10 protein-coding genes are annotated in these 13,565 nt (G+C 69.5%); 7 read left to right on the top strand and 3 right to left on the bottom strand.

Features of this window, described 5'->3' with window-relative positions; all coding sequences use genetic code 11:
• Positions 1-9 precede the first annotated feature (9 nt).
• From ACIA3K_RS02815 to ACIA3K_RS02795, 5 genes are all read left to right on the top strand, one after another.
• A complete protein-coding gene (locus ACIA3K_RS02815) occupies positions 10-1,002 on the top strand; it encodes an ABC transporter permease (protein ID WP_396798741.1) in 993 nt (330 codons plus the stop codon).
• The gene (locus tag ACIA3K_RS02810) at positions 999-1,937 is read left to right on the top strand and encodes a carbohydrate ABC transporter permease (protein ID WP_396798739.1); all 939 of its coding nucleotides are present in this window, start codon (positions 999-1,001) and stop codon (positions 1,935-1,937) included. The genes ACIA3K_RS02815 and ACIA3K_RS02810 overlap by 4 nt, the downstream gene beginning before the upstream one ends.
• 44 nt (positions 1,938-1,981) lie before the next feature.
• Positions 1,982-3,622 carry an extracellular solute-binding protein gene (locus ACIA3K_RS02805; RefSeq protein WP_396798738.1) on the top strand — a complete coding sequence of 547 codons (1,641 nt, stop codon included), beginning with the start codon at positions 1,982-1,984 and terminating at the stop codon, positions 3,620-3,622.
• A 96-nt stretch (positions 3,623-3,718) separates the two neighbouring features.
• The gene (locus ACIA3K_RS02800; RefSeq protein WP_396798736.1) at positions 3,719-4,408 is read left to right on the top strand and encodes a hypothetical protein; all 690 of its coding nucleotides are present in this window, start codon (positions 3,719-3,721) and stop codon (positions 4,406-4,408) included.
• Between the two features lie 43 nt (positions 4,409-4,451).
• Positions 4,452-6,572 (top strand): alpha-glucuronidase, encoded by a 2,121-nt coding sequence (locus tag ACIA3K_RS02795; protein ID WP_396798735.1) that lies wholly within the window; start codon positions 4,452-4,454, stop codon positions 6,570-6,572.
• Between the two features lie 46 nt (positions 6,573-6,618).
• Here ACIA3K_RS02795 and manD read toward each other — a convergent pair whose 3' ends face one another.
• Positions 6,619-7,827 (bottom strand): D-mannonate dehydratase ManD, encoded by a 1,209-nt coding sequence (gene manD, locus ACIA3K_RS02790; RefSeq protein ID WP_396798733.1) that lies wholly within the window; start codon positions 7,825-7,827, stop codon positions 6,619-6,621.
• Between the two features lie 309 nt (positions 7,828-8,136).
• Between manD and ACIA3K_RS02785 the strand changes: the two genes are divergently transcribed.
• Complete coding sequence (locus ACIA3K_RS02785) at positions 8,137-9,492, top strand: PHB depolymerase family esterase (protein ID WP_396798732.1); 1,356 nt, start codon at positions 8,137-8,139, stop codon at positions 9,490-9,492.
• 28 nt (positions 9,493-9,520) lie between these two features.
• Positions 9,521-10,930: an endo-1,4-beta-xylanase gene (locus ACIA3K_RS02780; protein WP_396798730.1), complete on the top strand. Its 1,410-nt coding sequence runs from the start codon at positions 9,521-9,523 to the stop codon at positions 10,928-10,930.
• A 129-nt stretch (positions 10,931-11,059) separates the two neighbouring features.
• Here ACIA3K_RS02780 and sthA read toward each other — a convergent pair whose 3' ends face one another.
• The gene (gene sthA, locus ACIA3K_RS02775; RefSeq protein WP_396798729.1) at positions 11,060-12,463 is read right to left on the bottom strand and encodes a Si-specific NAD(P)(+) transhydrogenase; all 1,404 of its coding nucleotides are present in this window, start codon (positions 12,461-12,463) and stop codon (positions 11,060-11,062) included.
• A 53-nt stretch (positions 12,464-12,516) separates the two neighbouring features.
• Positions 12,517-13,539, bottom strand: a complete 1,023-nt coding sequence (locus ACIA3K_RS02770) for a fibronectin type III domain-containing protein (protein ID WP_396798727.1) — start codon at positions 13,537-13,539, stop codon at positions 12,517-12,519.
• Between the last annotated feature and the right edge of the window lie 26 nt (positions 13,540-13,565).

Raw genomic sequence — 13,565 nt, 5'->3', positions numbered from 1 at the left:
GAGGCGAGGATGACATCCGAGACGTTACGGCCCCCGCCGCCGGCGCCACCCGGCGACGTGGTGGAGGCCACCGTCCCCGCCCCGCGCGCACCCCGTCGGCGTCGCACCTGGCGACAGGCGTTGCGCCGGGACTGGCAGCTCTACTCGCTGGCCGTCCTGCCGCTGCTGTTCTTCCTGGTCTTCCGGTACCTCCCGATGATCGGGAACATCATCGCGTTCCGCCGCTTCAAGCCGGGCGGGAGCATCTTCGGTGAGTACTGGGTCGGGCTGCGGTACTTCCGGATGTTCCTCGCCGACCCGACGTTCTGGGACGTCTTCACCAACACGCTGGTGCTCGGGGCGCTGACCCTGCTGTTCTGCTTCCCGCTGCCGATCGTTCTCGCGCTGCTGCTCAACGAGGTCCGCGCCCGGCGGCTGCGGCGGTTCGTGCAGTCCGTGTCCTACCTGCCGCACTTCCTGTCGATCGTGATCGTCGCGGCGATGGTCATGCAGCTGACCTCCGTCGACGGGACCGTCAACCAGATCGTGCAGGCCACCGGCGGCGAGGCGGTGCCGTTCCTGCAACGCGCCGAGTGGTTCCGGACGATCTACGTGTCGTCCGAGGTCTGGCAGACGGTCGGCTGGGGCACCATCCTCTACCTCGCCGCGCTCACCACCGTCGACGACGACCTCTACGAGGCCGCCCGGATCGACGGGGCCAACCGTTGGCGGCAGACCTGGCACGTCACGCTCCCGGGCATCCGACCCACCATGGTCACGTTGCTGATCCTCAACATCGGCACGTTCATGGCGGTCGGGTTCGAGAAGATCCTGCTGCTGTACAACCCGCTGACCTACCCGACCGCCGACGTGCTCTCGACGTACCTGTTCCGGATGGGCTTCGGGTCCAGCAACTTCAGCTACGCCGCCGCCATCGGGCTGTTCGAGGCGGTCATCGGGCTCACGCTGGTCCTGACGGCGAACCTGATCGCCCGGCGCACGGTGGGGACGAGCCTGTGGTGACCGTCGACGCCACCGACCCGGCCCGCGCCAGCGACCTGCCCGCCCGCGTCCGGCCCCGCGGTATCCGGCCCAGCCGGGGCTACCGCGTGTTCCAGGCGTGCAACGCGATCGTGCTCACCATCGTGGTGGTGGTGACCCTGTTTCCGTTCGTCAACGTCCTGGCCCGCTCGCTCAGCGACGAGGGATACATCATCGCCGGCCAGGTCAACCTCGTGCCGCGCGGGTTCAACCTGGACACCTACCGGCTCGTGCTGCACGACTCGCTGTTCTGGACGAACTACCGCAACACCGTCTTCTACACCGTCGTCGCCACGACCATCTCGATCGTGCTGACCACCTGCTACGCCTACGTGCTGTCCAAGAAACACCTCAGGGGACGTACGGCGCTGATCGGCATCGCGGTCTTCACCATGTTCTTCACCGGCGGCCTGATCCCCAACTACGTTCTCGTCACCAGCCTGGGCATGAAGAACACCGTCTGGGCCATCGCGGTGCCCAACGCGATCAACGTGTTCAACCTGCTGGTGATGAAGGCGTTCTTCGAGTCGCTGCCCACCGACCTGGAGGAGGCCGCCGCCGTCGACGGTCTGAACACGTACGGCATCCTGCTGCGCATCGTGCTGCCCCTGTCGAAGGCGATCGTCGCCACGATGGTGCTGTTCTACGCCGTGGCCTTCTGGAACTCCTGGTTCGCCGCCTTCCTCTACATGGACCAGCAGGAGATGTGGCCGGTGACCGTGTATCTGCGCAACCTGATCGCCGGGGCCACCGGCGCGGAGAACGTCGGCGCGATCGCCGAGGCCGACGAGGTGCAGGCCGAGGCGACGCTCAAATCCGTGACGATCGTGCTCACGACCCTGCCCATCCTCCTGGTCTACCCCTTCGTCCAGCGGTACTTCGTCCGCGGCGTGATGCTCGGCGCCGTGAAGGGCTAGCCAGCACGTCCACCCTTTCCTCCACCGAACCCGAAAGGACCGCCATGCTCCACCGATCGTGGCGCCGCGTCGCGACAGCGGTAGCCGTGCTGCTCACGGCGACCAGCATCGCCGCCTGCAGTGATGACCCGTCCGACGCCAAGGACCTGTCGGAGAACAAAGCCGGTGCGATGTCCGACTACGGCATCGGCAAGCAGTTCAAGGCGAGCGAGCCGGTCTCCTTCTCGATCCTGTACAACAACCACCCGAACTACCCGCTGCGCGAGGACTGGCTCTTCTGGTCGGAGCTGAAGTCCCGCGCCAACGTCACCCTCACCCCGGTCGCCGTGCCGCTGAGCGACTACGAGCAGAAGCGCAGCCTGCTGATCGGCGCCGGTGACGCCCCGATGATCATCCCGAAGACGTACCCGGGGCAGGAGGACGCCTACGTGTCCTCGGGCGCGGTCCTGCCGGTCAGCGACTACCTGGACCTCATGCCGAACCTGCAGGACAAGATCTCGAAGTGGAACCTGAAGCCCGAGATCGACACCCGGCGTCAGGAGGACGGCAAGTTCTACCTGCTGCCCGGCCTGCACGAGAAGCCCTGGCACGACTACTCGCTGGCGATCCGCACCGACATCCTCGACGAGCTGAAGCTCAGCCCCCCGAAGACCTGGGACGAGCTGTACACGGTGCTCAAGGCGATGAAGGCCAAGTACCCGGACGTCTACCCGTTCTCGGACCGGTGGAGCAAGCCCAACCCGGCCGGCAACCTGCTCAACCTCCTGGCCGTGTCGTACGGACTTCAGGGGGCGGGCTGGAACTTCCAGCACACGAGCTGGGACGCCGACACCAAGAAGTTCGTCTACACCGGCGCGAGCGACAAGTACAAGCAGATGCTCCAGTACCTCAACAAGCTGGTGAAGGAGAAGCTGCTCGACCCGGAGAGCTTCACCCAGACCGACGATCAGGCCCGGCAGAAGCTCGCCAACAGCAAGTCCTTCGTGATCAGCGCCAACGCGCAGGCCGTGGTGAACGACTACCGCCCGGACCTGGCCAAGACCAACCCCAAGGCCAAGATCACCAAGATTCCGCTGCCGATCGGGCCGGCCGGTGAGATCAACCCGGCCAGCCGGCTGGAGAACGGCGTGATGATCTCCTCGAAGGCCCGCGACAGCAAGAACTTCGTGGCGATGATGCAGTTCATCGACTGGCTCTGGTACTCCGATGCCGGCCAGGAGTTCGCCAAGTGGGGCGTCGAGGGCAAGACCTTCGTCCGGGACGGCGCCGGCATGCCCAAGCTCGCACCCGACGTCAACGTCATCGGGCTCAACCCCAAGGCCCCCAAGCACCTGCAGAAGGACTTCGGCTTCTACAACGGCGTCTTCGCGTACGGCGGCAAGCCGGAGCTGGTGCAGGGCTTCTTCGCCCCGGAGGAGCAGGAGTTCCAGAAGGTCATGAACGCCCGGACGCCGGTCGCGGTGCCCCCGCCGCACCCGTTGAACGACGAGGAGCGGGAACAGGCGTCCCTGTGGGAGACGCCGCTGAAGGACGCCGTCTACCAGGCGACCCTGCAGTTCGCGCTGGGCCAGCGGGACCTCGCCCAGTGGGACGCCTACCTGGCCGAGCTGAAGGGCAAGAACATGGACGCCTACCTGGACATGGTCAACAAGGCGTACGACCGCTACCAGAAGGACCATCGCTGAGGTGTCGGCCGGTCCGGGGACGCGCCCGGACCGGCCGACCACGGCGGCTCGCGCGACCGGCGCGGGCCGCCGGCCCGGTCCGGGAGGAGGACGACGGTGAACGACGCGGCGCAGGCCGGGCGGCAGATCGGCGACGGACCCCTGTCCCGGATCGCGTCCCGCGTCTACATCCTGCTCGTGGTCGAGGCGCTGCTCCTTCTCACCACGGTGCCCGCCCTGCTCCCGCTGCTGCTGCTCGACCGTGACCCCAGCAACCTGCCGCTGGTCGCCCTGCTGCTGACGCCGGTCGGACCAGCGGCCTCCGCCGCCCTGTACACGCTGCGCCGCCAGCGGCCCGACCTGACCGACCTGCGACCCGCCGCGCTGTTCTGGCGGGGCTACCGCGGCAACGTCGGGGGCGCGCTGCGGGTCTGGACGCCGACGCTGCTGTGGTTGACGGTGCTCGCGCTGAACCTCGCCTACCGCGACGCGATCGGCCTACCGAGCTGGTGGGTGGTCCCGCTGATCGCGGTCGCGGTCGGGGTGACCCTCTGCGCGCTCAACGCGCTGGTGATCACCTCGCTGTTCGAGTTCCGCACCCGTGACGTCCTGCGCCTGGCCGTGCACTTCCTCGTCCGTACCCCCGGTGTCACCGCCGGCAACGCCCTGCTGCTGGCGGCGGCGGCCGGTATCACCGCGGTCTTCTCCGAGGCGGTGCCGGTGCTGCTCGCCTCGGTCCTGTCCCTCGGAGTTCTCCGTGTCGCCGACCCGATGGTCCACCTGATCCGGAAGGAGTTCACCGCATGAGCCGCTCCACGACCGCCGAGGTGATCGTCACGCGGGGAGTCGCGTGAACGCCGACCTGGAGGATCCGGTGTTCGTGGCGGAGCCGCACGACGTCGAGGATCCGCGCGTACACCCCGCCTGGCTGCCACCGGAGGCGTTCCGGGCCCTCGGCGCGCGGCGCGTCCTCGTGCACGGCGACGGGCTGCTCGTCGACACCGTTCTCGACGAGGTGACGCGCGCCTGCACGCGCTACGGCGGACGGGTCTGGCACTCCCCGTCCTGGGACGTCGACGTCGACCTGGTGCTCACCCTGCGCGGGGCGCCCGAGCTGCCCAGCTCGGCGGTCCGGGCGGCCCGCGCGGCGGGGGAGGCGGCGCTCGCCGACATCGGCGAGACGCTCGGCGACGAGGGTTTCCTGCTGACCCGCAGCGGTGAGACGACGGTGGTGCTGGCCGACGCGCCCGCCGGCCTCCTCTACGGGCTGTTCCACGTCGTACGGCTCTGTGCGGCGGCCTTCGACCCGGCCCGCCCACCCGAGCTGCACCGGCCCGCGCTGCGCCGCCGCATGCTCAACCACTGGGACAACGTGGCCGTGCACCCGGTGATGGGCCAGGTCGAACGGGGGTACGCGGGCGGCTCGATCTTCTGGGCCGGCGGCCGTCCGCGCGGGGACCTGGCCCGGATCCGGGAGTACGGGCGGCTGCTGGCGGCCAGCGGGATCAACGCCATCTCGGTGAACAACGTCAACGTGGGTCGTGCCGAGGCGCTGCTGCTCACCGACCGGCTCGGTGACGTGGCCCAGATCGCGGACGCGTTGCGTCCGTACGGCATCCGGGTGCACCTGTCGGTCACCTTCGCCGCGCCGCTGGTCCTCGGCGGACTGCCTACCGCCGACCCGTTCGACGAGGAGGTACGCGCCTGGTGGGCGGCCACCACCCGGCGCGTGTACGAGCGCATCGACGACTTCGGCGGCTACCTGGTGAAGGCCGACTCCGAGGGGCAACCCGGCCCGTTCAGCTACGGGCGGGACCACGCCGACGGGGCGAACCTGCTCGCCGAGGCCCTCGCCCCGTACGGGGGAGTGGTGCACTGGCGGGCGTTCGTCTACAACCACCACCAGGACTGGCGGGACCGGTCCACCGACCGCGCGCGGGCCGCGTACGACCACTTCGCCCCCCTCGACGGACGGTTCCGCACCAACGTGGTCCTGCAGGTGAAGTTCGGTCCGGTGGACTTCCAGACGCGTGAGCCGGTCTCGCCGGTGCTCGCCGCCATGCCGGCCACCCGGGTCGCGGTGGAGGTGCAGGTCACCCAGGAGTACACCGGCCAGCAGCGACACGTCTGCCACCTCGGGCCGTGCTGGGGCGAGGTGCTGAGCTTCGCGCCGTGGGGCCCCGGTGGGCGCACCATCGCCGACGTGGTCACCGGCGAGGCCGGCAAGGGTGGCGGCCTGGTCGCCGTCGCCAACACCGGCGACGACCCCTTCTGGACCGGGCATCCGCTGGCACAGGCCAACCTCTACACGATCGGCCGGCTCGCCTGGGACCCGCGGCTCGACCCGACGGCGATCCTCGACGAGTGGATGACGCTGACGTTCCCACCGTCGGCGACCGCCGACCCGGAGCTGGTCCGGCGGACGCTGCACGAGATCATGGACGACTCGTGGCGCACCTACGAGCGGTACACGGCCCCGCTGGGCGTCGGCTTCATGGTCCATCCCGGCGACCACTACGGCCCCGACGTCGACGGGTACGAGTACTCGCGGTGGGGCACCTACCACTTCGCCGACCGCGACGGCGTGGGCGTGGACCGTAGTCGCGCCTCGGGCACCGGCTTCGCCGGCCAGTACCCGCCGTACTGGGCCGACGTGTACGAGTCGCCGCAGACCTGCCCGGACGAGCTGCTGCTCTTCTTCCACCACGTGCCGTACGACCACGTCCTGCACAGCGGGTCGACCGTCATCCAGCACATCTACGACACCCACTTCGCGGGCGTCGAGGAGGTGGCGGTGATGCGAGGCCGGTGGCAGAGGATGAACGGGATGATCGACCCGGCCGTGTACGAGCGGGTGGCCGAGCGACTCGACGAGCAGGTGCGCAGCGCCACCGAGTGGCGGGATCAGATCAACACGTACTTCTTCCGCAAGTCCGGGGTGCCCGACGCGCGGGGGCGGCGCATCTACTGATCCGGCCGGCGCGATCGGGCCGGCCGGAGGGCCGGCCCGGTCGCGCTCACCAGGGGTGCACGGTCCCGTCCTCCAGCCGGTTGACCGGCAGGTACGCGGGCGCGTACGGGTAGCGGGCCGCCGCCTCCTCGTCGATGTCGACGCCCAACCCGGGCGTCTCGGCGGGGTGCAGGTAGCCGTCGGCGAAGTGGTACCCGTGCGGGAACACCTCGTCGGTCTGCGCGGTGTGCCGCATGTACTCCTGAAGCCCGAAGTTGGGGATCGAGATGTCGAGCTGCAGCGCGGCGGACATGCAGACGGGCGACAGGTCGGTGGCGCCGTGCGAGCCGCTGCGGACGTGGTGCAGCGCCGCGAGGTCGAAGATGCGCCGCAGGTGGGTGATCCCTCCGGCGTGCACCACCGTGGCCCGGATGTAGTCGATGAGCTGTTCGCGGATGAGCTGCGCCGCGTCGAAGACGCTGTTGAAGACCTCGCCCACGGCGATCGGCGTGGTGGTGTGCTGTCGGATCAGCCGGAAGCCCTCCTGGAGGTCGGCGGGGGCCGGATCCTCCATCCAGGTCAGCGCGTACGGCTCCAGGCTGCGGCCGAGCCGGGCCGCCTCGATGGGCGTGAGCCGGTGGTGCACGTCGTGCAGCAGCCGCAGGTCGGGCCCGAACTCGTCACGGACCCGCGCGAACACCCCCGGTACGTGTGACAGGTAGCGCTGCGTCGACCAGGTCGCCTCGCTGGGCAGGGCCGCGTCGGCCGGTTCGTAGAAGAGCTTGTCGGCGCTGACCCCGTACGTCTTGGGCAGGCCCGGCACACCGCACTGCACCCGTACCGCCCGGTAGCCGAGGTCGACGTAGCGGGCGACCTCGACCAGCACCTCCTCGACGGTCTCGCCGTTGGCGTGGCCGTACACGGTGACGCCCTCGCGGGACCGGCCGCCGAGCAGTTGGTAGACCGGCAGGCCCGCGACCTTGCCCTTGATGTCCCACAGGGCGGTGTCCACCGCGGCGATCGCGCTCATGGTGACCGGGCCGCGCCGCCAGTACGCGCCCTGGTACAGGTACTGCCAGGTGTCCTCGATCCGCGCCGGGTCCCGGCCGATCAGCAGCGGCGCCACGTGGTCGCGCAGGTACGACGCGACGGCCAGCTCCCGACCGTTGAGGGTGGCGTCCCCGACTCCGGTGACGCCCTCGTCGGTGACGATCTTGAGGGTGACGAAGTTGCGGCCCGGACAGGTCAGGATGACCCGGGCGTCGACGATCTTCACTCGATCTCCTTCGTGCCCGCGGGAGTCGGGTGAGGACGCTCGCAGGGGGGTGCACGCGAGGACGGTCTGGTTATCGGGAACACGCCGATAATAGCCCGCCATCGACCGGTGACTAACGGCTCCGCCGGCCCTGTCGCGTGTGCAGTTGACCGCGCAATCCCTTGCGCCGAAAGGTTTCCGGAATCCTTGACAATCGAGCGACCTCGATCGAAGCTGACATCGGTCACGCGAGCCGCGGTCACGGTCGGGCGAAGGGCAGTCCTCGACTAACCCCCTTCCATGCGCCATTCTCCCGAGGAATCGCGAACCATGACACTGAAGACAAGGCTGCTCGGCGTCCTCACCGCGGTCGCGACGGTCGCCGCCGCCGCGCTGGCGTTCGCCACGCCCGCGTCGGCCGCGACGCTCACGCAGGTGACCGGCTTCGGCAACAACCCCACAAACCTCCAGATGCACCTGTACGTCCCGGACCGGGTGGCATCCCGTCCGGGGATCCTGCTCGCCCTGCACTACTGCACCGGCACCGGTCCCGCCTTCTACTCCGGCACGCAGTACGCCTCCCTCGCCGACCGGTACGGCTTCATCGTCATCTACCCGTCGGCGACCCGCAGCAGCAAGTGCTGGGACGTGGCCTCGCCGCAGGCGTTGCGCCGAGGTGGGGGCAGCGACCCGGTCGGCCTCATCTCGATGATCGACTACGTCAAGCAGCGGTACTCCGCCGACCCGGACCGCGTCTTCGCCACCGGCACCTCGTCGGGCGCGATGATGACCAACGTCATGCTCGGTGACTACCCGGACGTGTTCGCGGCCGGCGCGTCCTTCGCCGGGGTGCCGTTCGCCTGTTTCGCCACCGGGGGCACCTCGGAGTGGAACAGCGAGTGCGCGAACGGGCAGTCCATCAAGACGGCCCAGCAGTGGGGGGACCTGGTCCGCGGGGCGTACCCCGGCTACAGCGGCCGGCGGCCGCGGATGCAGATCTGGCACGGCACGAGCGACGACACCCTGCGCTACCCGAACTTCGGTGAGCAGGTCAAGCAGTGGACCAACGTGCACGGTCTGAGCCAGACCCCGACGTACACCGACTCCCCGCAGTCGGGCTACACCCGCACCCGGTACGGCAGCAGCGGCCCGATGGCCCCGGTCGAGGCGATCAGCATGCAGGGCGTCACGCACAACATCCCGGTCGACGCCGCGCAGGTGATCCGCTTCTTCGGCCTCGACGGCACCACCCCGCCGACGACGCCGCCGCCGACCACGCCGCCGCCGACGACGCCTCCTCCGACGACGCCGCCCCCGACGACCCCGCCGCCGACAACGCCTCCTCCGACCACGCCGCCGCCCAGCGCGGGCGCCTGCGGGGTCACCTACACGGTCAACGCCTGGAACAACGGGCTCACCGCGAGCGTACGGATCACCAACACCGGCGCTTCGGCCGTGAACGGCTGGGCGTTGGCCTTCACGCTGCCCGGCGGCCAGACCATCACCGGCGGCTGGAACGCCGCCTACTCGCCGACCAGCGGCGCGGTGACGGCCCGCAACGTCTCCTACAACGGCACCATCGCCCCGAACACCTCGGTCGACATCGGATTCCAGGCCACCCACACCGGCAACGCCGGCAAGCCCACGGCCTTCGCCCTCAACGGGGCCACCTGCTCGGTCTCCTGACCCCCTCATGAAAGAAGGAGTCGCACGAATGCGAAACGCGAGATGGAGGGCGGCGTCGAGAGCCGCCGTCGCGTTGGCCGCGGCGGGCGCGCTCGCCGCCGGCATGACGCTGGTCCTGACGGCGCCCGCCGCCGCCGGGACCACGCTCGGCGCGTCCGCCGCCGAGAAGGGCCGCTACTTCGGTACGGCCGTGGCCGGTTTCAAGCTCTCGGACAGCACGTACACCACGATCCTGAACCGTGAGTTCAACATGGTGACGGCCGAGAACGAGATGAAGATCGACGCCACCGAGCCGCAGCAGAACCGGTTCAGCTACGGCTCGGCCGAGCAGATCGTCAACCACGCCCGCAGCCGTGGCATGCAGGTACGCGGTCACACGCTGGCCTGGCACGCCCAGCAGCCGAGTTGGATGCAGGGCATGAGCGGAAGCGCCCTGCGGCAGGCGATCCTGAACCACGTGACGCAGGTGGCCACGCACTTCCGGGGGCAGATCTACTCCTGGGACGTGGTGAACGAGGCGTTCGCCGACGGCAACTCCGGCGGTCGGCGCGACTCGAACCTCCAGCGCACCGGCAACGACTGGATCGAGGCGGCGTTCCGCGCCGCGCGGGCCGCGGACCCGGGCGCGAAGCTCTGCTACAACGACTACAACATCGACAACTGGACCTGGGCCAAGACGCAGGGCGTCTACAACATGGTCCGCGACTTCAAGTCCCGTGGCGTGCCGATCGACTGCGTCGGCTTCCAGTCGCACTTCAACAGCGACTCCCCGTACGTCAGCAACTACCGCACCACGCTGTCGAGCTTCGCGGCGCTGGGCGTGGACGTGCAGATCACCGAGCTGGACATCGAGGGCGCTCCGGCCAACACGTACCGCAGCGTCGTCGAGGACTGCCTCGCGGTGGCCCGCTGCAACGGCATCACCGTGTGGGGCATCCGGGACAGCGACTCGTGGCGGTCCTACCAGTCGCCGCTGCTGTTCAACAACAGCGGCCAGAAGAAGCCCGCGTACGACGCCGTGCTCGCCGCGCTGAACAACGGCACCACCCCGACGACCCCGCCGCCCACCACCCCACCGCCGACGACTCCACCACCCACGACTCCGCCGCCCACCACCCCGCCGCCCACCACTCCGCCGCCGGGACAGGGTGACTGCTCCGCCTCCGTGACGGTCAACCAGTGGAACGGTGGCTTCGTGGCGAACGTACGGGTGACGGCCGGCTCGTCGGCCCTCAACGGGTGGACCGTGACGATCACGTTGCCGTCCGGCGCGACCGTCACCAACGCCTGGAGCGCCACCAACAGCGGTAGCACCGGCACGACGACCTGGAGGAACGTCTCCTACAACGGTCAGGTCGGTGCGGGACAGTCCACCGAGTTCGGCTTCCAGGGCACCGGCGACGCCGGCACCCTCAGCCCCACCTGCGCCCCCGCCTAACCCCAACCCCCCACCCCGGCCCCACCCCCGCCCCAAGCGCGTTGATCATGAAGTTATTGCCACGACACGCCGACGCAGGCGGCAATAACTTCATGATCAACCGGGGCGGGGGCCGGGGTGGGGGGTGGGTTAGCCGTCGATTCGGGTTATGTTGCGGATCTTGTTGGAGGCGTCCAAGGCGGCCACCTTGTACGCCTCGGCCAGGGTCGGGTAGTTGAACACCGCGTCGATCAGATAGTCGATCGTGCCGCCGCAGCCCATCACCGCCTGACCGATGTGGACGATCTCGGTGGCTGCGGTCCCGAACACGTGCACCCCGAGCAGGCGGCCATCCTCGGGGGAGACGAGCAGCTTCAACATCCCGTACGAGTCGCCGACGATCTGGCCCCGGGCCAGCTCCCGGTAGCGGGCGATGCCCACCTCGAACGGCGTCGACGCGTCGGTCAGTTCGGCCTCGGTCTGGCCGACGAAACTGATCTCCGGGATGGTGTAGATGCCGATGGGTTGCAGGCCGTGCATCTCCCGGATCGGTTCGCCGCAGGCGTGCTGGGCGGCCAGCCGACCCTGCTCCATGGAGGTGGAGGCCAGCGCCGGGAAGCCGATCACGTCACCCACCGCGTAGATGTGCTCGACCGAGGTGCGGTAGTTGCCGTCGACGGCGATCCGGCCGCGTCGGTCCGCCGTCAGCCCGGCCGCCTCCAACGCCAGGTCGTCGGTCTGGCCCTGCCGACCCGCCGAGTACATGACGGTGTCCGCGACGATCTTCTTGCCGCTCTTGAGGATGCACAGCGCCGCCGTCTGGTGCTTCTCCACCGCGGCGACCTCCTCGCCGAAGCGGAACGCCACCGACAGGTCACGCAGGTGGTACTTGAGCGACTCGACGATCTCCTCGTCGCAGAAGTCGAGCATCTGCTCGCGACGCTCGACGACTGTCACCTTGGTGCCGAGGGCGGCGAACATCGACGCGTACTCCATGCCGATCACGCCGGCGCCGACCACGACCATGCTGCGCGGTACGGCCTGGAGGTTGATGACGCCGTCGGAGTCCACGATGGTCCGCTCGTCGAAGTCGACGCTGTCCGGGCGGGCCGGGCGGGTGCCGGCCGCGATGACGGCCTTGTCGAAGGTCACCTTCGACTCGCGCCCGGAGCCCGCGTCGACCCAGATGGAGTGGGCATCCGCGAAGCGGCCGGTACCGGTGATCATCGCGACCCGGTTGCGGGCGAGTTGGTTGCGGATGACGTCGGTCTGCCGGGTGATGACGTGCTGGGTGCGGGCGGCCAGGTCGCTGACCGTGATCTCCTCCTTGACCCGGTAGCTGCTGCCGTACAGGTCGCGCTGGCTCAGGCCGGTCAGATAGAGCACGGCCTCGCGCAGCGTCTTGGACGGAACGGTGCCGGTGTTGATGCACACCCCACCGAGCATGTCGCGGCGGTCCACGATGGCAACCCGCCGGCCGAGCTTGGCGGCGGCGATCGCGGCCTTCTGACCGCTGGGTCCGGAGCCCAGCACCAACAGGTCGTAGTCATACACGAGCGTTAGCGTCGCAAGATGTCGCCGTCGACACCAGACCCCGGACGCGAGCGTTACTCGTCTGCCACCACGCAGACGCCACCGTTGAGGGTGACCTCCTCCGGCAGTTGGGTGCCGGTGGCGACGATGCCCAGCGACACCGTCCCGCCGGGCCTGATCAGCGCGTTGTGGCTGGTGTTGCGGACCCGTAGGTAGCTGTTGTTCGGCCGGTCGACGACCTGCGCGCCCCAGAGGGCCCGCACCTGCTGGCTGGCCCAGAACCGCCACGTCATCGTCCAGCCGTTCACCGCCGTCGTGCCGGTGTTCTCGACAGCGAGGTACGCCACGAAGCCGTCCCGCCCCTGCCGGACGACCGTGCGGACCGCGCAGCTCGGCGGGGGCGGCAGGGTGGTCACGGTGACCGGCGGCGACAGCGCCGACCAGTTGCCCGCCTCGTCGCGGGCGCGCACCACGAAGGTGTACGTCGTGTTCGGCGTCAACCCGCTGACCTGGGTCATGGTGGGACTCGGCGGGAACTGGTACAGCTCCCTGACCAGGGTCAGCTGACCGCCGGCGTCGACCCGGTACACCTCGTACCGGTCGAGCACGACGTTGTCGGTCGACGGGGTCCAGCGCAGCCACACCAGGGTCGCCGCGACGTCGTACGCGACCGGCTGGCCCGGCGTGCTCGGCGGCTGGGTGTCGCCCGGTGGCATGGTCAACCGCAGCGTCGGGTTGGACACCGACCGGTTGCCCGCCGCGTCCAGCCCCGCGACGCTGAGGGTGTACGTCCGGGACGGGCGCAGGTCGGTGAGGCGGATGGTCGTGGTGTCGGTCGAGTACGCCCGGCCGGTGTCCTCGAACAGCGCCGAGACCGCGTAGCCGACCACGCCCACGTTGTCGGTCGACGCGGTCCAGGTCAGCTCCACCCAGGTGGTGTCGATGGCGGTGACCGTGATCGGGCCGGGGGCGGTGGGGCGTTCGGTGTCGTCGGCGGCGTACGCCGGACTCGGGGCCAGCGCGGCGGTGGCGGCCACCAGCGCGGCGACCGCCAGGGTGACGGCCCGCGAGCGTGGCCATGGTCGGATTGGGTGCACGATGAATCCCTCGCCTCCGGTTGTCC

Origin of the sequence: Micromonospora sp. NPDC051543, from assembly GCF_044454415.1 — a bacterium.
In the GTDB taxonomy this organism is placed as follows: domain Bacteria; phylum Actinomycetota; class Actinomycetes; order Mycobacteriales; family Micromonosporaceae; genus Micromonospora.
The sequence above is the reverse complement of the archived record's forward strand: the minus strand, read 5'-3'. Positions and strand labels throughout refer to the sequence as shown.

Excerpts from the sequence above, each read along its gene's own strand:
- ACIA3K_RS02815 (WP_396798741.1), top strand. The coding sequence starts at position 10 with ATGACATCCGAGACGTTACGGCCCCCGCCGCCGGCGCCACCCGGCGAC.
- ACIA3K_RS02805 (WP_396798738.1), top strand. The coding sequence starts at position 1,982 with ATGCTCCACCGATCGTGGCGCCGCGTCGCGACAGCGGTAGCCGTGCTG.
- ACIA3K_RS02785 (WP_396798732.1), top strand. The coding sequence starts at position 8,137 with ATGACACTGAAGACAAGGCTGCTCGGCGTCCTCACCGCGGTCGCGACG.
- ACIA3K_RS02780 (WP_396798730.1), top strand. The coding sequence starts at position 9,521 with ATGCGAAACGCGAGATGGAGGGCGGCGTCGAGAGCCGCCGTCGCGTTG.